The sequence below is a fragment of the Kitasatospora sp. NPDC004669 genome (assembly GCF_040609455.1).
Classification (GTDB): domain Bacteria; phylum Actinomycetota; class Actinomycetes; order Streptomycetales; family Streptomycetaceae; genus Kitasatospora.
This window is the reverse complement of the sequence record NZ_JBEXKB010000019.1, coordinates 59,742-78,603: the sequence shown is the minus strand read 5'-3', so window position 1 is coordinate 78,603 and position 18,862 is coordinate 59,742. Positions and strand designations below refer to the sequence as shown.

The 18,862-nt window shown below is 74.4% G+C and carries 20 protein-coding genes; 13 read left to right on the top strand and 7 right to left on the bottom strand.

Annotation, left to right across the window (positions count from 1 at the left end):
• Positions 1 to 66: 66 nt before the first annotated feature.
• Both ABZW30_RS18450 and ABZW30_RS18445 read right to left on the bottom strand, forming a co-directional pair.
• Positions 67 to 867: a TetR family transcriptional regulator gene (locus tag ABZW30_RS18450; RefSeq protein ID WP_355672157.1), complete on the bottom strand. Its 801-nt coding sequence runs from the start codon at positions 865 to 867 to the stop codon at positions 67 to 69.
• Positions 868 to 876: 9 nt separating this feature from the next.
• Complete coding sequence (locus ABZW30_RS18445; RefSeq protein ID WP_355672156.1) at positions 877 to 1,026, bottom strand: hypothetical protein; 150 nt, start codon at positions 1,024 to 1,026, stop codon at positions 877 to 879.
• 32 nt (positions 1,027 to 1,058) lie between these two features.
• Here ABZW30_RS18445 and ABZW30_RS18440 point away from each other — a divergent pair, with 32 nt between their 5' ends.
• Positions 1,059 to 1,637 (top strand): GNAT family N-acetyltransferase, encoded by a 579-nt coding sequence (locus tag ABZW30_RS18440; protein WP_355672155.1) that lies wholly within the window; start codon positions 1,059 to 1,061, stop codon positions 1,635 to 1,637.
• On the opposite strand, the gene ABZW30_RS18435 is transcribed toward ABZW30_RS18440, so the two are convergent.
• Positions 1,622 to 2,101, bottom strand: a complete 480-nt coding sequence (locus ABZW30_RS18435) for a macro domain-containing protein (RefSeq protein ID WP_355672154.1) — start codon at positions 2,099 to 2,101, stop codon at positions 1,622 to 1,624. The two genes, ABZW30_RS18440 and ABZW30_RS18435, sit on opposite strands and share 16 nt — an antisense overlap.
• 9 nt (positions 2,102 to 2,110) lie before the next feature.
• Entirely contained in the window at positions 2,111 to 3,400 is a 1,290-nt protein-coding gene (locus ABZW30_RS18430) for an MFS transporter (protein ID WP_355672153.1), read from the bottom strand.
• 116 nt (positions 3,401 to 3,516) lie between these two features.
• Between ABZW30_RS18430 and ABZW30_RS18425 the strand changes: the two genes are divergently transcribed.
• Positions 3,517 to 4,494, top strand: a complete 978-nt coding sequence (locus ABZW30_RS18425) for a LysR family transcriptional regulator (RefSeq protein ID WP_355672152.1) — start codon at positions 3,517 to 3,519, stop codon at positions 4,492 to 4,494.
• Positions 4,495 to 4,578: 84 nt separating this feature from the next.
• On the opposite strand, the gene ABZW30_RS18420 is transcribed toward ABZW30_RS18425, so the two are convergent.
• Positions 4,579 to 5,190: a YceI family protein gene (locus ABZW30_RS18420; protein ID WP_355672151.1), complete on the bottom strand. Its 612-nt coding sequence runs from the start codon at positions 5,188 to 5,190 to the stop codon at positions 4,579 to 4,581.
• A 244-nt stretch (positions 5,191 to 5,434) separates the two neighbouring features.
• Here ABZW30_RS18420 and ABZW30_RS18415 point away from each other — a divergent pair, with 244 nt between their 5' ends.
• From ABZW30_RS18415 to ABZW30_RS18380, 8 genes are all read left to right on the top strand, one after another.
• Positions 5,435 to 8,575, top strand: coding sequence for an SNF2-related protein (locus tag ABZW30_RS18415; RefSeq protein WP_355672150.1), 3,141 nt, complete (start codon positions 5,435 to 5,437; stop codon positions 8,573 to 8,575).
• Complete coding sequence (locus tag ABZW30_RS18410; RefSeq protein WP_355672149.1) at positions 8,572 to 8,775, top strand: hypothetical protein; 204 nt, start codon at positions 8,572 to 8,574, stop codon at positions 8,773 to 8,775. Before ABZW30_RS18415 ends, ABZW30_RS18410 begins: the two co-directional genes overlap by 4 nt.
• A 35-nt stretch (positions 8,776 to 8,810) precedes the next feature.
• On the top strand, positions 8,811 to 9,680 hold the full coding sequence (locus ABZW30_RS18405; RefSeq protein WP_355672148.1) for an RNA polymerase sigma-70 factor: 870 nt from the start codon (positions 8,811 to 8,813) through the stop codon (positions 9,678 to 9,680).
• Between the two features lie 34 nt (positions 9,681 to 9,714).
• Positions 9,715 to 10,836: a MerR family transcriptional regulator gene (locus ABZW30_RS18400; RefSeq protein ID WP_355672147.1), complete on the top strand. Its 1,122-nt coding sequence runs from the start codon at positions 9,715 to 9,717 to the stop codon at positions 10,834 to 10,836.
• Positions 10,837 to 10,925: 89 nt separating this feature from the next.
• On the top strand, positions 10,926 to 11,582 hold the full coding sequence (locus tag ABZW30_RS18395) for an alpha/beta fold hydrolase (RefSeq protein WP_355672146.1): 657 nt from the start codon (positions 10,926 to 10,928) through the stop codon (positions 11,580 to 11,582).
• Positions 11,583 to 11,735: 153 nt separating this feature from the next.
• Positions 11,736 to 12,143, top strand: a complete 408-nt coding sequence (locus tag ABZW30_RS18390; protein ID WP_355672145.1) for a helix-turn-helix domain-containing protein — start codon at positions 11,736 to 11,738, stop codon at positions 12,141 to 12,143.
• A gap of 2 nt (positions 12,144 to 12,145) precedes the next feature.
• Positions 12,146 to 12,661: a hypothetical protein gene (locus tag ABZW30_RS18385; protein WP_355672144.1), complete on the top strand. Its 516-nt coding sequence runs from the start codon at positions 12,146 to 12,148 to the stop codon at positions 12,659 to 12,661.
• A 122-nt stretch (positions 12,662 to 12,783) separates the two neighbouring features.
• Positions 12,784 to 13,134, top strand: a complete 351-nt coding sequence (locus ABZW30_RS18380) for a DUF2516 family protein (RefSeq protein WP_355672143.1) — start codon at positions 12,784 to 12,786, stop codon at positions 13,132 to 13,134.
• A gap of 118 nt (positions 13,135 to 13,252) precedes the next feature.
• Here ABZW30_RS18380 and ABZW30_RS18375 read toward each other — a convergent pair whose 3' ends face one another.
• The gene (locus ABZW30_RS18375; protein WP_355672142.1) at positions 13,253 to 14,773 is read right to left on the bottom strand and encodes a SpoIIE family protein phosphatase; all 1,521 of its coding nucleotides are present in this window, start codon (positions 14,771 to 14,773) and stop codon (positions 13,253 to 13,255) included.
• Positions 14,774 to 15,009: 236 nt separating this feature from the next.
• Between ABZW30_RS18375 and ABZW30_RS18370 the strand changes: the two genes are divergently transcribed.
• On the top strand, positions 15,010 to 15,573 hold the full coding sequence (locus tag ABZW30_RS18370) for an O-acetyl-ADP-ribose deacetylase (protein ID WP_355672141.1): 564 nt from the start codon (positions 15,010 to 15,012) through the stop codon (positions 15,571 to 15,573).
• A gap of 205 nt (positions 15,574 to 15,778) precedes the next feature.
• Here ABZW30_RS18370 and ABZW30_RS18365 read toward each other — a convergent pair whose 3' ends face one another.
• Entirely contained in the window at positions 15,779 to 16,612 is an 834-nt protein-coding gene (locus ABZW30_RS18365) for a class I SAM-dependent methyltransferase (protein WP_355672140.1), read from the bottom strand.
• A gap of 241 nt (positions 16,613 to 16,853) precedes the next feature.
• Here ABZW30_RS18365 and mshA point away from each other — a divergent pair, with 241 nt between their 5' ends.
• On the top strand, positions 16,854 to 18,227 hold the full coding sequence (gene mshA, locus ABZW30_RS18360; RefSeq protein ID WP_355672139.1) for a D-inositol-3-phosphate glycosyltransferase: 1,374 nt from the start codon (positions 16,854 to 16,856) through the stop codon (positions 18,225 to 18,227).
• A gap of 94 nt (positions 18,228 to 18,321) precedes the next feature.
• Positions 18,322 to 18,834, top strand: coding sequence for a YbjN domain-containing protein (locus ABZW30_RS18355; RefSeq protein WP_355672138.1), 513 nt, complete (start codon positions 18,322 to 18,324; stop codon positions 18,832 to 18,834).
• The last annotated feature ends 28 nt before the right edge of the window (positions 18,835 to 18,862 follow it).

Below are 18,862 nucleotides of genomic sequence, written 5' to 3'. Positions count from 1 at the left end.
CGTCGGAGGCCGGACCGCGCTGCGCGGTCCGGCCTCCGACGTATCACGACGTTCCCCGGAACGGCGCTACTTGACGGCCGTCCTGCCGATCGTGGGGAGGATGAAGTCCTGGATCAGCCCCTTGGCGTCGCGCACGATCGGCCGGAACACCCGGTAGCGCGACAGGTTGATGACCCGGGCCGCCAGCGGCGTCGAGCGTCGGACGAACTCCCTGGTCCGCTCGGTGTCCTCGGTCCGGTCGAAGACCCAGTAGAGCACCACGACCATCAGGTGCAGCCAGAGCACGTCGGGCAGCAGCTCGACCAGCTCGGCGTCCAGCTTCGGCGCCAGCTCCGAGCCCTGGAGGACCTCGCGGAACAGCTCGACCGCCGTCGCCCGGGCCGGGTGGGACTCGTTGGAGAACGGACTCAGCGAGCTGGTCGGGTCGGCTGCGGTGCGGAAGAACTGCGCGGCGAACTCGTGGTACGGGGCCGCCGTGTCCAGCCAGGAGGTCAGCGTGATCTGCAGCCGCTCGCCGAAGTCCCGGGTGTGGGCCATGCGGCGCCTGGCGTCGGCCGCGTGGTCGTGGGTCATCCGGTCGTAGAACCCCTGGATCAGGAATTCCTTTGCCGAGAAGTAGTAGTAGGCATTGCCGACCGAGACGCCTGCCTCGGTGGCGATCGCGCGCATGGTGGTCTTCTCGTACCCCCGCTCCTGGAACAGCCGCATGGCCGTCTCCAGGATCAGCGCCCGGGTCGCCTCGCTCTTGTCGGTCTTCGGCTGGGCCCGGCCGCCGGGCATGGGCCCGGTGTCCGTGGCGGGTGCGGCCGAAGGCTCGGCCGCACCCTTCTCGCCGTCCGTTCGGTTCGTCGCTGCCAGGTCGTCCACGGCACGAGCCTAGCTGGAGACGACGTTCCACCCGGTGTCGGTGTTGTCGGTGCTCGCGGCACCGGATGCCCCCTCCGCATCCGGTGCCGCGACCACCGCCCCCGTGATTTCGAACGCGTTCAAAAGCTGGTTGGAACTGTAGCGGGTTCGATTGAACATGTTCAACTCCATCTCTGTGGGAGGCTCGTCACATGATTGGTTCAGGGCAGGCCGCCATCCGGCACGGCGGAGCGCAGGACGCCGCGTGCGTCGCCGAGCTGCACTCCGACAGCTGGCGCACCACGTACCGGGGGATCGTCCCCGACGAGGCGCTCGGGGGCGGGCTGGCCGCCCAGCGGTGCGAGCTGTGGGAGCTGCGCCTCGAAGCGGACTACGGTGAGCCGGAGAACACTCCGGTCCTGCTGATCGCCGAACAGGCTGGCGAGACGGTCGGGTTCGTCTATCTTGTGCCGCAGCCCGACGGTCGGGTGCTGGTGGACAACCTGCACGTCCGCCCCGGCCGCACCGGCGGTGGCATCGGCCGTGAACTACTGGTCGCAGCCCGTGCCGAGGTCGCCGAGCGGCACCCCGGGGCCGAGCTGTACCTGGAGGTGCTGAGCGGCAACACCCGCGCGATCGCCTTCTACGAGCGCGAGGGCGGGGTGCGGATCAGAGCGCAGGAGGGCGTCTTCCCTGGCGGCTACCTGCTGCCCGAGTACGTGTACGCCTGGCCGGCCGCGCCCGGGCCGGCCGCCGACCGGGAATCGGTCGGTGGTCAGTCGACGTCGTAGACCGTCACCGGTATGCCACGCGCCGTCAGTCGGGCCGCCACCAGCGGCTCGACCTTCGCCCAGCGCCCGCCCGCCAGTCCGCAGCCGATCCGCGGCATGTGGACGGAGGCGCCGAGTTCGAGCGCGCGCTCGCCCAGGGCGGCCAGCGCGGTGTCGACCGCCTCGTACCGCACCGGCACTCCGGTGGAGCGTCCGGTTCGGATGCCGCGCTGGCCGACCATGTTGGCCACCCAGCCGTACGGCTCGACCTGCACCAGTTGCAGGCCGCCGAGGCCGAAGTCGTTCTTCGCCCGCTCCCGGTGCCAGCGTCGGAACGCGGCCTCGGGCTCGGGCCAGCGTCTGGAGAGCGCGAGCACGAAGCCCTTGCCCCAGCCGCCGAGGTCGTTGCAGACGTGCGCGATCACCCTCACGCCCTTGCCCTGGGGCGTGGTGGCATCGCCTCGGACGTAGGTGATTTCCGCCATGCCTCGAAGTTAGACGGAGGCACTGACAGTCCGCTCGGGATTTTCCGGCGCCTGCTCCTTTCGCGCCGCCGGCGGCTGCTTTCGCGCCATCAGGTGCCGCCGCCCGGTCAGCGCGATCAGCAGGGCGAGCGCGGCGGCGGAGGCCGGCAGGGCGTAGCCGGTGCCGGGGGCGGCGTGTTCGGCGAGCGTCCCGGCGAGCGCCGCGCCGGCCGAGATGCCCACCACGATGCCGGACACCGCCACCGCCATCCCCTCGTTGAACTGCCGCTGCGGCAACAGCTCCTGGACCAGCGTCATCCCGGTCACCATGGTCGGCGCGGTGGCGGTGCCGGCCGCGAACAGCGCCACCCCGAGCACCCCGAGCCCGGCCCCGCCCAGCCCGGCGGCGAGCGGCAGCAGCAGCACGCCGGCCATCGCGCCCGCCCCGATCAGGAAGCGCGCACCGGGCGCCCGACGCGGGGTCAGCAGCCCGAACAGCAGCCCGGCCGCGCAGGAGCCGGCCGCGACCAGGGCCAGCAGTCCGCCGGCCGCCGCCTTGTGGCCGAGCGCGTCGGCGTAGGCCACGGTGGTGATCTCGGTCGCGCCGAAGACCATCCCGGTGGCCAGGAAGGTCAGCACCAGCACCCGCAGCCCGGGCACCCGCAGCGGGGAGCCGTGCGCCCGCTCCTTCACCGAGGCCGGGGCCGGCGGCAGGGGTGGTTCGGTGCTCCGCTGGGCGGCGAACAGCAGGGCGCCGACGGTGCCGAGGGTGCCGGCGGTGAGCAGTCCGGCCTCCGGGGCGAGCGTCGTGCAGAGCAGCATCGCGAGCACCGGCCCGGCCATGAAGCAGAGCTCGTCCAGGGCCTGTTCGAAGGAGTTGGCCAGGTGCCGGGCGGCCGGGTCGTCCCGGTACAGGTGCGCCCAGCGGGCCCGGGCCATGCCGCCGAGGTTGGGCGCGGCCGCGCAGGCCGCCCAGCAGAGGTACAGCGTCCAGTCGGGCGCGCCGAGCCGGACGCAGAGCAGCAGGGCGAGCAGCGGGACGACGTTGTACAGCGCGGCCGGCACGGCCACCCGCGACTGCCCGTACCGGTCCACCAGCCGTCCGAGCAGCGGCATCCCGATCGCTCCGGTGACCAGCCCGGCCGCCGAGACCGTCCCGGCCAGCGCGTACGAGCCGCGCCGTTCGGCGAGCAGCACCACCAGCGAGACGCCGTTCATCGACAGCGCGATCCGGCCGAGCGTCCCGGCCAGGGTGAAGGCGGCGGCGCCGGGGGCCGAGAACAGCCGGCGGTAGGAGGCGAGGAGGGCAGGCGAGGGCAATCGGGCTCCTGAGCAGGGAGGATCGGGGGGATGCCCCAAGCCTGGCGGTGCCGGTGGACGGGCGTCCAACACCTGTTTCGCCGCACTCACAACACGGTGTTGTTAATCTGCCGCCCATGCCCCGTGACCTGCACCCCCGTCTGCTCCGCGGTTTCCTCGCGACCGCCGAGACGCTGCACTTCGGCCGGGCTGCCGAGCGGCTGCACGTCGCCCAGCAGGCGCTCAGTCGGGACGTCCGCTCCCTGGAGGGGCTGCTCGGCGAGGCGTTGTTCACCCGCACCACCCGTAGCGTCGAGCTCACCCCGGCCGGGCGGCTGCTGCTGCCCCGGGTGCGCCGACTCCTCGCCCTGCACGACGAGATCCTCGCCGAGGCCGGCGCCGGGGCCGCCGCCCGGCCGCTGCTGCTGGACCTCAACAGCGATGTCACCGGCCCCGACCTGACCGCCGACCGAGTGCTGGAACGGGCCCGGGACGTCTGGTCGGAGGGTGATCTGCTGGCCCGCTTCCACGGCGGCCTGGCCGCGGCCGCCGCCGAGCTGCTGGCGCACCGGCTGGACGCCTCGTTCGGCCGCTTCGCCGGGCTGCCCGCCCCGGTGCGCGGCCAACTCGCGCAGCTGCCGGTGCGGTTGGAGCGGGTCTCGGTGATGATGGCGCGGACCCATCCGCTGGCCGGCCGCCCGGTGCTGCGGCTGGCCGAGCTGGCCGGGCACCCCGTCGACATCTGTGCGGGCAACCCGGCCACCACCGAGTGGACCGACCTCGGCGAGCGGCTGCTGCGCGAGCACGGCCTGGCCGCGGCCGCGCCGTACGTCCCGCCGGTGGGTCTGGACGAGACCGCCCGCTACCTCGCCCGGCACGGCGACCCGATGCTGACCACGGTGGGCGGGCCCAGGATCCCGGGGGCGGTGAACGTGCCGCTGGTGGAGCCGGTGCCGCTGAGCCTGGTCAGCCTGGTGCACCGGCCCGGAGAGCGCCATCCGGGGCTGCGCGCGCTGGCCGCCGCCGCGGCCGAACTCGGTGCGGCCGAGGGATGGTTGCGCCGCCCGGCGGGCAGCTGGCTGCCGTCGGCGGACGCGACGCTCGTGGGGGCATAGGACGCCGCCCCTGCCCCGGGGGGATGGGCAGGGGCGGCGGTCGGTGGGCGGCAGCAGGGGCCGCCGGGGCCGTGGACGGCCGGGTCAGGCCGCCTTGACGGCGGAGATGTCGAAGCTGAGCTTGACCTTCTCGCCGATCAGCACGCCGCCGGTCTCCAGGGCCGCGTTGTAGGTCAGGCCGAAGTCGGTGCGGTCCACGACCGTCTTGCCCTCGAAGCCGACCCGCTCGGCGCCGTAGGCGTCGGTGGCGCTGCCGGTGAACTCCAGGTCGAGGATCACCGGGCGGGTGGTGTCCTTGATCGTGAGCTCGCCGACCATCCGGTAGGAGTCGTCACCGAGCAGCTCGGTGGAGGTGCTGCGGAAGCGGATCTCCGGGTAGGTGTCGGCGGCGAAGAAGTCGCCGGTGCGCAGGTGCTCGTCGCGCTGGGCCTGGTTGGTGTCGATGCTGGCGACCTTGATCACCAGGTCGGCCGAGGAGTTGCCCGGCGTGGCACCGTCGAGGCGCAGCTTGCCGTCGTACTCGGTGAAGCGGCCCTTGACGTTGGTGACCATCGCGTGGCGGACCGAGAAGCCGATCTCGCTGTGCATGGCGTCGATCGCCCAGTCGCCGGTCAGGTGCGACAGGTCCGGGCCGGCCGTGGTCCGGACGGCGACGGGGGCGGTGGTGGCGGTCTTGGTGCGGTTGAACAGGCCCATGGCTCCTCCTCGGGTTCGAAGCCATTTGTTTAGGCTTCAACTTCTTGGCTCCAGCGTATGCCGCTGTCGTTCAAATTTCAACCACAGGTTCGCGGCTTTCTTCCGGATCACCCGAACGGCCCAGCGCGGCGGCCCGACGGCCGTTGCCCGAGCGCCCGACGGCGGCTGCCCGAGCGCCCGACGGCCGCTGTCGGACCGCCCCGTTAGGCTGCGAAGAACGGTTCCCCGCCCCGAGAGGCCCCACATGTTCGTCCTGCACGCGCTCTGGCGGGCGGACGGACGGCTGGCCCTCTGGGCCGAGGACGCCCGCGCCCACCCCGGCGCCGCCGAACCGCAGCCCGGCCGGCCCGCCCCGCGCGCCCACCCCTACGCCTGCCCGGCCGGAGAACTGGCCGCCGTACTCGGCGGCATCGGGCCCGGCCTCGGCTGGCTCGCCGGGCAGGCCCCCGAACGCTGGGCCACCCTGCTGCTGCCCACCGTCGGCACCCTGCCCGCCCCCTCGCCGGACCTGCCGGTCACCCCACCGCGCGGCGGCGCCGTCCTCACCCCCTGGCGGGTCCCGGCACTGCTCTTCGACGCCGCGGCCGCCGCCCAACTGCTCGGCGAGGTGCACGATCCGCACTGGGCCGTCACCGGCACCGACCTGCCCGGCGCCGGTCGGGTCGAGGTGGTGTACGGGCCCTCGCTGCGCTGGCTCACCGCGGTGCACGACCTCGCCTGGCGGGCGGTCGGCCGCGGCCGGCTGCTGCCGCGGCCGGTGTCGACCGACGGCCGCCCGCAGGCCCGCTGGCGGCCCGACCCCACCCCGGCCGGGCGCCGGGAAGCCGCCGCGCTGGCGGCGGGCTGCCCGCCCGTTCTGCTGGGGGAGTGGCCCGACGGCGCCGGAACGGGCGAGGCACTGCTGGACGCCGCCCTCGGCGCCCTGGTGGACGCCGAGGCCCGCGCCGCACTGGCCGACCGGCCCTTCCCCGCCGCCGACACCTCCGCCGCCGACCGGTGGCTGCACGCCCTCGGCACCCCCTCCGGCGAACTCGTCGACGTCCCGGCCGAGGAGTTCGCCGAACTGCGCCGCCGGATCGACGCCTGGTACGCCGCCGCCGAACCCGCCGAACCCGCGCTGCGGCTCTGCTTCCGCCTGCTCGAACCGCTCGGCCCCGACCCGGACGACCCCGAGGGCCGCCCCTCCGACGACGCCTGGCAGCTGGAGTTCCTGCTCCAGGCCGTCGACGAGCCCTCCCTGCTCGTCCGCGCCGCCGACCTGCACGAGGGCGGCGCCGCGCACGCCACACTCGCCCGCAAGGCCGCCGACCCGGCCGACGTCCTGGTCGCCGAACTCGCCCGCGCCGCCCACCGCTGGCCCGCCCTGGACGGGCTGCGCCACCGCTCCCGCCCGTCCGCCCTCCCGCTCGACCGGGCCGGCGCGCTGGACTTCCTGCGCACCGTCGCGCCCGCCCTCGCCGAGAGCGGCTTCGGCGTGCTGCTGCCCGCCTGGTGGCGCCGCCGCCCCCGACTCGGGCTCGCCCTGCGGGTCACCACCCCGCCCGCGCCCGGCACCCTCGCCGTCACCAGCCAGGTCGACCGGGACGCCGTGGTCGCCTTCCGCTGGCAGGTCGCCCTCGGCCCGGACGGCACCCCGCTCACCGAACAGGAACTCGCCGAACTCGCCGCCGCCAAGCAGGGCCTGGTGCGGGTCCGCGGCACCTGGCTGGAAGCCGACCCGACGCAGATCGCCGCCGCGCTCGCCTTCCTCAGCGAACAGCGTGACGGCGTGCTGGCCGCCGCCGACCTGCTGCGGCTCGCCCTCGACCCCGAGGCGACGGCCGCCGGACTGCCGGTCACCGCCGTCCGCGCGGACGGCCCGCTCGGCGACCTGCTCGCCGGACGCACCGCCGCCGACCCGGCCGGCCCCGAAAACCCGGCGCTGCCACCGGACTTCCGCGCCGAACTGCGCCCGTACCAGCGGCGCGGCCTGGCCTGGCTGCGGACGATGTCCGGGCTCGGCCTCGGCGCCGTACTGGCCGACGACATGGGCCTCGGCAAGACCGTCCAGACCCTCGCCCTGCTGGCCGCGGAACACGCCGCGGGAGCAACCGGCCCGACCCTGCTGGTCTGCCCGATGTCCCTGGTCGGCAACTGGCAGCGTGAGGCCGAACGCTTCGCCCCCGGCCTGCGGCGCCACGTCCACCACGGCACCGGCCGCCTCGGTGCCGATCGACTCGCCGAAGCCGTACGGGGCGTGGACCTGGTCATCACCACCTACGGGCTGGTCCAGCGCGACCTCGCCGCGCTGCGCGCGATCCGCTGGCGCCGGGTGGTCGCCGACGAGGCGCAGCACATCAAGAACCCCGGCACCGCGCAGTCCCGGGCGATCCGCGCCCTGTCCGTCACCCGCCACCGGATCGCCCTGACCGGCACCCCGGTGGAGAACCGGCTCGCCGACCTGCACGCCGTGCTGGACTTCGCCAACCCCGGCCTGCTCGGCCCGGCCGAGCGCTTCAAGGAGCGCTACGCGATCCCGGTCGAACTGCACCGCAGCCCCGAGCGCACCGCCGAACTCCGGCGCCGCACCTCCCCGTTCGTACTGCGCCGACTCAAGTCCGATCCGGCGGTGGCGGCCGAACTGCCCGCCAAGCAGGAGATGACCGTCTGGTGCAACCTCACCGCCGAGCAGGCCGGGCTCTACCAGGCCGTGGTCGCCGACCTGCTGCAGCGGGTCGAGGGCATCCGGGGCGTGGAGCGGCGCGGCACCGTGCTGGCCGCGATCGGCAAGCTCAAGCAGGTCTGCAACCACCCGGCCCAACTGCTGCACGACGGCTCGCCGTTGGGCGAACGCTCGGGCAAGGTCGCCCGGCTCGCCGAACTGCTGGAGGAGGCGCTGGCCGAGGGTGACCGGACACTGGTCTTCACCCAGTACGCCGAGTTCGGCACCATGCTGCGCCCGTACCTGGAACGCCGACTCGGCGAGGAGGTGCTCCACCTGCACGGAGGCGTTCCCCGCGCCCGCCGCGAGGAACTGGTCCAGCGCTTCCAGTCCCAGGACGGGCCAAGGGTGTTCCTGCTCTCGCTGCGAGCCGGCGGCACCGGACTCAACCTGACCGCTGCCAACCAGGTGATCCACCTGGACCGTTGGTGGAACCCGGCGGTCGAGGAGCAGGCCACCGACCGCGCCTTCCGGATCGGCCAGCGCCGGGACGTCCAGGTCCGCCGCCTGGTCTGCGTCGGCACCGTCGAGGAGCGGATCGACGAACTCCTCACCGCCAAACGCACCTTGGCCGACACCGTGGTGGGCGAGGGGGAGCACTGGCTGACCGACCTGCCGGTCGAGGCGCTGCGCGAACTGGTCGCCCTCACCCGAGAGGACGCCGTCGCCGAGGAGGAATCGTGACCGACCGACCGCAACAGCCCAAGGCCCCCGTGGTCAACATCTCCGCCTACTGGCGCGGCGACTTCACCCTGCGCCCCGACCGGCCGGACGAGGATCCCGACGAACCCTCGCTGCGCCGCCTCGGCCGCTCCGGCATCACCGTGCACGGCCGCGACCTCGCCACCCTGCTCGCCCCCGCGTACGACACCTTCCGCAGCTGAACCGCCCACCCCTACCCTGCGGTAACGTCCCGAGGGTGACCGACACTTCAGACACCCGCCTCGCCGACTTCGAGCAGCACCGGCGGATGGTCTTCGGCATCGCCTACCGGATGCTCGGCAGTGTCGCCGACGCCGAGGACCTGGTCCAGGACACCTGGCTGCGCTGGAGCCAGGTCGCCAGCCCCGGCGGCTACCTGGCCCGTACGGTCACCAACCTCGCCCTCAACCGGCTGGACTCGGCCGCCGTCCGCCGCGAGTCCTACGTCGGCCCCTGGCTGCCCGAGCCGCTGGTCACCGAGCCGGACGCGACCGACGGCGTCGAACGCGCCGAGACCGTGTCGCTCGCCCTGCTGGTGGTGCTGGAGAGTCTGTCCCCGCTGGAACGGGCGGTGTTCGTCCTCAAGGAGGCCTTCGGCTTCTCCTACCTGGAGATCGCCGAGGCCCTGGACCGCACCGAGGCGGCCTGCCGCCAGGTCGGCAGCCGGGCCCGGGCGCACGTCCGCGCCCGCCGCCCCCGCTACGACGCCCCGCCCGAGCTGCGCCGCCGGGCCACCGACGAGTTCCTGGCCGCCTGCGTCGGAGGCGACCTCAACCGGATGCTGGAACTGCTGGCCCCCGACGTCACCTCCTGGAACGACGGCGGCGGCGTGATCACCGCCGCGCTGCGGCCGATCACCGGCGCCGAGAAGGTCGCCCGCTTCATCCTCGGCGTGCTCCACAGGCTGGGCGAGGGCGCGGGCGCCCGCCCGGTCCTGGTCAACGGCGAACCCGGTGTGCTGGTCACCGTGAACGGCGCGGTCGACTCCGTCTCGGTCCTCGACTTCGCCGAGGGGCCGGGCGGCGAACCGCTGATCTCCGCGATCCGCGCCGTCCGCAACCCCGAGAAGCTCGCCCACCTCGCTTGACCCTCGACCAGGTCGAGCCCGGAGAGTCATCGGCATGGAGAGCGAGCTGCACAGCATCGGTGAGCTGGCCCGCGCCAGCGGCCTGGGCGTCGGCACCCTGCGCTACTACGACGGCGCCGAGGTGCTCACCCCGGCCTGGGTCGACCCGCACGCCGGCTACCGCTGGTACCGGCCCGGCCAACTCGCCGACGCCCGGCTGCTGGCCCGGCTGCGCAGGGTCGGCCTGCCGCTGGCCGGCATCCGCGCCGTGCTCGGCGCCGGCCCCGGCGGCGTCGAGGCCCGACAGGTCCTCGACGCGCACCTGCGCCGGCTGGAGGACGGCCTGGCCGACGCCCGCCGCGAGCTCTCCCTGATCCGCACGATGATCGAGCAGAGGGAGCAGCCGATGACCACCACCCCCGCCGGGCCCGTCCCCCGGCGTTCGGCCGGGTGGACCCCCGCCACCGTCCCCGCCGACGGCCTGGCCGCCGCCCTGGACGCGGTCCGCTTCGCGGTCGGCGGAGACCCCGAACTGCCCTCCCTCGCCGGGGTGCTGTTCGAACCGGACGGCCCGGTGCTGCGCCTGGTCGCCACCGACCGCTACCGAATGGCCTTCGCCGAAGTACCCGCCACCGGCACACCCGACCAGCCGACCGCCGGCACCATCGTCCCGACCGCACTGGTGGACGCCCTGCGCGCCCTGCTCGCGGCCGACGCCACCCAGGCGGCCCTCACCCTGGCCGACGGCCACTTCCGCGCCGAGGTCGGCGGCCACAGGATCGAGGGCGCCGCGCTGGACTTCGACTACCCCGACCACCGCGCCCTCACCCGGCTCGACCCGCAGCACCGGATCACCCTGCCCGCCGCCGAACTGCGCGCCGCCGTCGAGACCGGCGCCACCCGCACCCTCCCCTCCGGCCCCCAGGGCACCGACTGCGCGGTCACCGTCCTGACCCTCACCGAGGACGGACGCCTCGCCGTCGCCGCCGACCTCGCGGCCCGGCAGGTCCAGGTCGCCGTCAACCGCGACTTCCTCCTCGACGCCCTCCGCGCCGGCCACCCCGAGCAGCTCCTGCTCGAACTCGGGGGCCCGATCGCCCCGCTCGCCATCCGCACCCCCGGCCGGGCGGGCACCTTCTCCGTCCTGATGCCCGTCCGCCTCCCAGACGCCGGGTAACTCCCGGCCCGCACACCCGGCAACCCGCCGCCGTCAACGCCGCCCCGCGCGAACTCCGCTCCTGAAGCGGCTCTGCAAGGATCCTCCGCATGGGCACCGACTCCGAAGTCCAGACCCCCGACGGCGGCCACCTGTGGGCCGAACGCCGCGGCGCCGGCCGCCCGGTGGTGCTGCTGCACGGCTCCGGCATGGATTCCCGCCTGTGGGACGCCGTAGCCCCCGAGCTGTCCCGCCACCACGACGTGATCCGCTACGACGCCCGCGGCCTCGGCCGGTCCGCGCCCCCGGAGCGGACCTTCGACGACGTCGAGGACCTGCGCGCCGTCCTGGACCACTTCGGCCTCGACCGCGCCGCCCTGGTCGGCCTGAGCATGGGCGGCGAGACCGCACTGGACTTCACCCTCGCCCACCCGGAACGGGTCACCGCCCTGGCCCTCGTAGGCGCCTCCGTCAGCGGCCACGACTGGCCGCCGTCCCCGGAAACCTCCGCTTGCGCCGAAGCCCGCCGCCAAGGCGACGCGACAGCGCTCGCGGACCTGGAACTGTCCGTCTGGGCCGCCCTCGGCCACACCGCACCCGGCGGAGGGCTGATCGAAACGATGGTGCGGGAGAACGCCACCCGCCGCATCACCAGCGAACACCACCTCCCCGGCGCCCACCACCACGTGCTCCCGAACGCCGACCACTACCTCCCCCTCCGTACCCCCGACCAGCTCACCGCCCTCCTCCTCGCCCACCTGGCCTAACCCCCGCCCTGGACCCACCCACCCCCACTACCCCTCTAGCGAGAGGGACGCCCCGCACCCACCCTCCCGAGAGCCCACCCCCCACAAACCTCCCGCTTGCCACCGGCTAACACCCTGCTTGCAATTGCAAGCACCCTGCTGCACCCTGTCCCCATGGCCTCACTGAACGTCGGCTCGCTGGGCGAGTACATCCGCGAGCAACGCCGCAGCGCGCAGTACTCGCTGCGCCAGCTGGCTGAGGCCGCCGGCGTGTCCAACCCGTACCTCAGCCAGATCGAGCGAGGGTTGCGCAAGCCGAGCGCGGAGATCCTGCAGCAGATCGCGAAGGCGCTGCGGATATCGGCGGAGACGCTCTACGTCCAGGCCGGGATTCTGGAGGAGCGGCGGGGCGAGGGCCTGGAGCTCAGGGCCTCGATCCTGGCCGATCCGCTGATCAACGAGCAGCAGAAGCAGGCGCTGCTCGCGGTCTACGACGCCTTCCTCAAGGAGAACGCCGCTTCGGCCTCCGGTCCGACGACCGACGCCGCAACCATCCAGAACACCCCCCGGGAGGACCGGTAACCATGCCGATCACCGACGACATCAAGAAGACCCTCACCGACCCGACCCCGCTGTACGCCCTGGCCGGGGCCGGGGACCTCGCCTACGAGAAACTGCGCGAGGTGCCGGGCAGGGTCGAGGCGCTGGCGGCGGACCGCAAGGGCGCGCAGGACAAGGCCACCGCCAAGCTGCACGAGGCGCAGGAGCTGCTGGTCGGGGCACCCGCCAAGGTCACCGAGGCCGTCACCGCCCTCCCCGCCGATCTGAAGGCCCTGCAGGAGCGGGCCCAGGACTTCGCCCTCCAGCAGGTGGCCCGCGCGGTCGAGTTGGCCGTGAAGGCCAAGGAGACCTACGACGAGCTGGCCGAGCGCGGCAAGGTCGTGGTCGACAAGACCCGTCCGCAGGACGGCGCCACCCAGCCGACGGCCGAACTCGGTGAGCAGCCCGTCGAGGTCGAACCGGTCGAGGACGCCGCCGAGCCCGGCTCGAAGAAGTCCGCCCGGGCCAAGAAGAGCAGCCCCCCCGACCAGACGGACTGACCCGCGCCCGCACGGCGGGGCACATCCGCTGACGGCGGGACGTTGACAGCATTGCGGACGGTCGCCGTGCCAGGATGGGCGACGGCCGGGGTGCGGCAAGCCGAGAGACGTAGGAGATCGCGATGACCGGAGTGTTCCAGATCCTGGCCTTTTCCTACCTGAACCCGTTCTGGTGGATGGCCGTGGCCATCCTGGGCTACAAGCTCTTCGCGCTGCTCGACGCGGCCACCCGCCGCGAGGACGCCTACCGGGCGGCGGACAAGAAGACCAAGGGGTTCTGGCTGGCCGTCCTCGGGATCAGCTTCGGGTGGGACCTGCTGTTCGGGGCGAACTTCCTCGGCAGCATCGGGACCCTGGTCGGCCTGGTCGCCTCGATCGTCTACGTGGTGGACGTCCGCCCGGCGATCCGGGCGCTGACCGGTGGCACCGGGCGGGGCGGCCGCAGCAACACCGGCCCGTACGGCCCCTGGTAGGCCGCAACAGTCGAAGCGGAGGACAACGCCGCAGCCCGGGACGGGAGTTCACCCGCCCGGGCTGCGGCGTTTCCGCAAGGGCCGCTCAGCCGGGAGCAGCCGGGAACCAGCCGGGGAATCAGCCGAGGATCAACTGCACCGGATTGCGCTCCAGCAGCAGCACCGCGACATCGTCGGTCAGCGCGCCGCCGTTCAGTTCCTCGACCTCGGCGATCGCGTTGTCGACCAGCCGGCCCCGGGTCAGTCCGGCGGACTGGTGGTCGGCGATCAGGTCGGCCAGCCCGTCCTGCCCGAGGCGGCGGGACCCGGCCCCGACCCGGCCCTCGATCAGTCCGTCGGTGTAGAGCAGCAGCCGCCAGCCGGGCCGGAGGTCGAGCTCGTGCGCGGGCCAGGCGGCCTCCCCGTCGTGACAGGGCAGCAGGCCGAGCGCGGGACCGGCGAGGTCGGCGGGCAGGGACAAGGGGGCGTGGTCGCGGCCGAGCAGCAGCGGGGCCGGGTGCCCGGCGAGGTAGAGCCGGGCCCGTTCGCCGGTGCCGAGTGCGTCGAGCTCGGTGTCGGTGCCGCCGGGCTCGATGACCAGCATGCAGAGCGTCGCGAAGATCTCGTCGCTGCGCCGTTCGTGCTCCAGTACGTGCTGGAGGGTGGTGAGCAGGGCTTCGCCGGTGAGGCCCGCGAAGACCAGGGTGCGCCACGCTATCCGGAGCGCGACGCCGAGCGCCGCCTCGTCCGGGCCGTGGCCGCAGACGTCGCCGATCACGACGTGGACGGTGCCGTCGTCGGTGCGCACGGCGTCGTAGAAGTCGCCGCCGAGCAGGGCGCGGCGGCGGCCGGGGCGGTAGCGCCGGGTGAAGGAGAGCCCGGCGCCGTCCAGCAGCGGGGTGGGCAGCAGGTGGCGCTGGAGGCGGGCGTTCTCCTGGCCGCGCAGCTCGGCCTCGACCAGGCGGCGCTGGGACTCGTCGGCGCGCTTGCGTTCGACGGCGTAGCGCAGTGCGCGGGCCAGCAGCGGGCCGTCGGTCTCGTGTTTGAGCAGGAAGTCCTGGGCGCCGGCGGCGACGGCGGCGGCGCCGAGTTCGGCCCCGGCGGCGTCGGTGAGCACCACGACCGGGATGTGCGGGGCACGGCGGAGCAGCTCGTGCAGGCCTTCCAGGCCGTCCGAGGCGTCGGAGGGGTGCGGTAGGTCGGCGGGGGAGGCCAGGTCGAGCAGCACGCAGCCGAACCCGGGGCCGCGGGGGCGCCCGCGTCGGGCGGCGGGCGCGGTCTGGGCCAGCAGTCGGGTGGCCTGGTCGAGACCGCGGGCCCAGTGGATCTCGATCGAGGTGCCGCTGTCGGCGACCGCGGCCTTGATCAGCTGGGCGTCCGAGGCGTCGTCCTCGATGACCAGCAGCCGCAGCGGTGCGGCGCCGCCGTCGGCGGGCCCGTCACCCGGTGCCGGAGCGTTTCCCGCGTCGGCCGTGGGCGACGGGTGCCGCACGCCGTGCGCGGCCGGGACCGCCTGCGACCGGGGGTGAGGTATCGGGGGAACCGCCGTCGCCGGACCCGTCGTCGCCGGGTGCTTACGGGCATGGCCGACGGGGGCGCCGTCATGGGCGCCCGGCAGGTCCGCGGCACCAGGTGCCCGCCCGTCTCCCGTTGCGGGCATCGGTGGTTCCTCCCTTTCCCCGACTGCGTAACGGCCGGCGTCCGTCCGCAGTGCCCTCCTGGCACCTCGCGTCGGGGAACTTCTCGCGACCATAACGTGATCTCCGGGGATTTCTCTGGCCGACCGGCGCCGTTGTGGTTATTGCCACGCCGGTGGCGGTGTGGTGATCGGACTCGGGCGACGGCTCGGATCCCCGCCCGGCGGCTGCCGGGAGGGCCCGGGGAAGGGGACAGGTGATGGTGATGCGGATCACCCTGGTCGAGGGTGACATCACGGAACAGCGGGTGGACGCGGTGGTGAACGCCGCCAACTCGTCCTTGCTGGGCGGTGGCGGTGTGGACGGCGCGATCCACCGCAGGGGCGGGCCGCTGATTCTGGAGGAGTGCCGCCGGCTGCGGGCCTCGCACTGGGGCAAGGGGCTGCCCACCGGGCGCGCGGTGGCGACCACGGCCGGGCGGTTGCCGGCCCGGTGGGTGGTGCACACCGTCGGGCCGGTGTACCTGGCGGAGGAGTACGAGGAGCGGGCTGAGCTGCTGGCCTCCTGCTATCGCGAGTCGCTGCGCGTGGCGGCGGAGTTGGGGGCGGCCACGGTGGCCTTCCCGGCGGTGTCGGCCGGGATCTTCGGCTGGCCGCCGGCGGATGCGGCCCGGATCGGGCTCGGCACCGTCGCCCGGGTGCTGGACGGCGGCGACGCGCGCGCGGGCGCGGAGCTGGCGGAGGTGCGGTTCGTGCTGTTCGGGTCGGAGATGTACGAGGTGTTCGAACGGGCCCTGGGGGAGCTGCTCGGCCAGGGCGGCTGACGGCGGTGCGCAACTGGGCGTGACGGGCGCTGGGCGGCGTGTGGTGGCGCCGCTCAGCGACCTCCATCGTGGCGTGACGGGGCGTCAACACGCCAGAGATATTCGATAACTCGTTCGAGTGAATGCAGCGCATCGCTCACCAGAGCTGCAGTGCTTCGGTCGCCGGAGCCGGGGCGCGCCGCCCACCGGAGCCGGGGGCGCGTGACTACGGCGCGAGCGCCGTCCAGGGCACCGTGACCTCGCCCTGCCGCCACCGCCCGCGCGGGTCCACCAGCGGCCAGCTGCCCGCCAGCGCCGTGCACGCCGCCACCCAGCGCTGCCGCGCCCCGAACGCCCCGTACGGCGCGGCGGCCGCCCAGGCCCGGTCGAACTCGGTCAGGAAGGAGTGCACCGGCCGGCCCGGCACGTTGTGGTGGATCAGCGCCTTCGGCAGCCGTTCGGCCAGGTCGGAGGGCTGCTCCAGGCCGCCGAGCCGGGCCGCGAAGGTCACCGTCCGGGGCCCCTCCGGGCCGAGCGCGACCCAGACGTGCCGCCGCCCGATCTCGTCGCAGGTGCCCTCGACCAGCAACCCGTCCGGGGCCAGCCGGGCGCACAGCCGCTCCCACACCCCGGCCACCGCCGACTCCTCGTACTGCCGCAGCACATTGGCCGCCCGGATCAGCTGGGCCGGCGCGCCGCCGTCCAGCGGCACCTCGAAACCGCCGCGCCGGAAGGTGAGCAGCGGCGGCTCGGCGTACGGCAGCGCGGCCGTGACCCGCTCCGGCTCGATCTCGATCCCGACCACCCGGACGTCCGGCCGCACCGCGCGCAGCCGCCCGGCCAGCTCCACGGCCGTCCAGGGCGCCGCGCCGTAGCCGAGGTCGACCGCCACCGGAGGCCGCTCGGCGGCGCGCAGCGTACGGCCCAGGGTGTGCGCGATCCAGCGGTCCATCCGGCGCAGCCGGTTGGTGTTGGTGGTGCCCCGGGTGACGGTCCCCACCGGACGGCCGGTCCGCCCGCGGGCGGGCGCGGTGGTCGCGGGGTCGAAGGAGGCAGCCATGCCCAGAAGGGTAGTCGGGACGGCGGCGGCACCGCCCCTGACCAGCGCGGCTGCCGCGTCGGCCGGGGGAGCCGGTCGGTCCCCGCCATCTCACCGCCCGGACCGGGAATGCCGGACGGTTGCCGCGTGGTTGGCACACTGGTGGTGTTGTGTGCCCGGACGGGGCAGCGCACACCGGACATGCGGCGGCCCGTTCACGCGGACCGCCGAGACGGGCCGCACACGAGGAGGCTTCAGCCAGGTGATCCAGCACCCCGTCCGTTCGGTACGCCGTGCCCAGTCGGCCGCACCCGCGCGCGGGCGGCTCCAGCCGTTCGTCCCGGGTCGCCGCCGCCCGCGCCGCATAGCCATGCTGAGCGTGCACACCTCGCCGCTGCACCAGCCCGGCACCGGGGACGCCGGCGGGATGAACGTCTACATCGTCGAGCTGGCCAAGCGCCTGGCCGAGCTCAACATCGAGGTCGAGGTCTTCACCCGGTCGATCTGCTCGGACGACGCGCCGACCGTCGAGCTGGCCCCGGGCGTGCTGGTCCGGCACGTCACCGCCGGGCCGTACGAGGGGCTGGTCAAGGAGGACCTGCCGGCCCAGCTGTGCGCCTTCACCCACGGGGTGCTGCGCACCGAGGCCGGCCACCGCCCCGGCCACTACGACCTGGTGCACTCGCACTACTGGCTCTCCGGGCAGGTCGGCTGGCTGGCCGCGCAGCGCTGGGGGGTGCCGCTGGTGCACACCATGCACACCATGGCGAAGGTGAAGAACGCCGCGCTGGCCGAGGGCGACACGCCCGAGCCCGCGGCCCGGGTGATCGGCGAGACCCAGGTGGTCGAGGCGGCCGACCGGCTGATCGCCAACACCACCGAGGAGGCCGCCGAGCTGGCGCTGCACTACGGCGCCCGGCCGGACCAGCTGGCCGTCGTCCACCCCGGGGTGAACCTGGACGTCTTCCGCCCCGGCGGCCCGCCGGCCGCGGCCGCCGCCCGGGCCCGGCTGGGCCTGCCGCAGGACGCCGCCGTGCTGCTGTTCGCCGGTCGGATCCAGCCGCTGAAGGCACCGGACGTGCTGCTGCGGGCGGTCGCCGCGCTGCTGGAGCGCAGTCCGGAGCTGCGCGAGCGCCTGGTGGTGCCGGTGGTCGGCGGTCCGTCCGGCACCGGGCTGGCCCGGCCGGAGAGCCTGCACAAGCTGGCCGCCCAGCTGGGCATCGGCGACGTGGTGCGGTTCCACCCACCGGTCGGCCAGGCCCGGCTCGCGGACTGGTACCGCGCGGCGACGGCCCTGGTGATGCCGTCGTACAGCGAGTCCTTCGGGCTGGTCGCGCTGGAGGCGCAGGCCTGTGGCACCCCGGTAGTGGCGGCCTCGGTCGGCGGTCTGCCGATCGCGGTGCGGGACGGCGAGACCGGCACCCTGGTGAACGGCCACGACCCGCTGGCGTGGGCCCGCGCGCTGGAGCCGTACGTCACCGACCGGGCGCTGGTGGCCCGGCGCGGCGTTGCGGCGGCCCGGCACGCGGCCGCCTTCGGCTGGGACACCGCCGCGGCGACCACCGCGGAGGTGTACGCCGGCAGCATGGCCCGCCCGGCCGGCCGACTGGCCGGGGCTCTCCGCCGCTCGGTCTGAGCCCGCGCCGAGCCCGGCCTGCCGCGCGGTGCCGGGCCGCGCCCTGCGCTCCACCGGCTGCGCTTTTCCGGTACTGGCGAGTAACGTCACCCCCATGGCAATCCGCACCAAGGACGAGGCCCTGACCCTCCTGCGCACCGCCCTGGACGAAGCCGGGGTGGCCTGGGAGCCGGCCGCCACCGACCCGTACACGCTGGTGGCGACCCTCCCGGGCACCCGCAAGCTGAGCACCACCTGCGCCCTGCGGGTCGGCGACCACACCCTGTCGGTGAACGCCTTCGTGATCCGCCGCCCCGACGAGAACCACGAGGCCGTCTACCGCTGGCTGCTGGAGCGCAACACCCGGCTGTACGGCGTCGCGTACGCGATCGACCAGCTCGGCGACGTCTACCTGGCCGGTCGCCTGCCGCTGGAGTCGCTCACCCCGCCGGCCGTGGACCGGCTGCTCGGGACGGTGCTGGAGAACGCCGACGAGCCCTTCAACACGCTGTTGGAGCTGGGCTTCGCCTCGGCGATCCGGCGCGAGTGGGAGTGGCGGACCAAGCGCGGGGAGTCCACCCGCAACCTGGCCGCCTTCGCCCACCTGGCCGCCCCGACGACCGACTGATCCAGGGGCCCCCGGGGTCTGTCTCCGG

Excerpts from the sequence above, each read along its gene's own strand:
- ABZW30_RS18445 (WP_355672156.1), bottom strand. The coding sequence starts at position 1,026 with ATGTTCAATCGAACCCGCTACAGTTCCAACCAGCTTTTGAACGCGTTC.
- ABZW30_RS18440 (WP_355672155.1), top strand. The coding sequence starts at position 1,059 with ATGATTGGTTCAGGGCAGGCCGCCATCCGGCACGGCGGAGCGCAGGAC.
- ABZW30_RS18435 (WP_355672154.1), bottom strand. The coding sequence starts at position 2,101 with ATGGCGGAAATCACCTACGTCCGAGGCGATGCCACCACGCCCCAGGGC.
- ABZW30_RS18425 (WP_355672152.1), top strand. The coding sequence starts at position 3,517 with ATGCCCCGTGACCTGCACCCCCGTCTGCTCCGCGGTTTCCTCGCGACC.
- ABZW30_RS18420 (WP_355672151.1), bottom strand. The coding sequence starts at position 5,190 with ATGGGCCTGTTCAACCGCACCAAGACCGCCACCACCGCCCCCGTCGCC.
- ABZW30_RS18415 (WP_355672150.1), top strand. The coding sequence starts at position 5,435 with ATGTTCGTCCTGCACGCGCTCTGGCGGGCGGACGGACGGCTGGCCCTC.
- ABZW30_RS18400 (WP_355672147.1), top strand. The coding sequence starts at position 9,715 with ATGGAGAGCGAGCTGCACAGCATCGGTGAGCTGGCCCGCGCCAGCGGC.
- ABZW30_RS18395 (WP_355672146.1), top strand. The coding sequence starts at position 10,926 with ATGGGCACCGACTCCGAAGTCCAGACCCCCGACGGCGGCCACCTGTGG.
- ABZW30_RS18390 (WP_355672145.1), top strand. The coding sequence starts at position 11,736 with ATGGCCTCACTGAACGTCGGCTCGCTGGGCGAGTACATCCGCGAGCAA.
- ABZW30_RS18385 (WP_355672144.1), top strand. The coding sequence starts at position 12,146 with ATGCCGATCACCGACGACATCAAGAAGACCCTCACCGACCCGACCCCG.
- ABZW30_RS18380 (WP_355672143.1), top strand. The coding sequence starts at position 12,784 with ATGACCGGAGTGTTCCAGATCCTGGCCTTTTCCTACCTGAACCCGTTC.
- ABZW30_RS18375 (WP_355672142.1), bottom strand. The coding sequence starts at position 14,773 with ATGCCCGCAACGGGAGACGGGCGGGCACCTGGTGCCGCGGACCTGCCG.
- ABZW30_RS18370 (WP_355672141.1), top strand. The coding sequence starts at position 15,010 with ATGGTGATGCGGATCACCCTGGTCGAGGGTGACATCACGGAACAGCGG.
- ABZW30_RS18365 (WP_355672140.1), bottom strand. The coding sequence starts at position 16,612 with ATGGCTGCCTCCTTCGACCCCGCGACCACCGCGCCCGCCCGCGGGCGG.
- ABZW30_RS18355 (WP_355672138.1), top strand. The coding sequence starts at position 18,322 with ATGGCAATCCGCACCAAGGACGAGGCCCTGACCCTCCTGCGCACCGCC.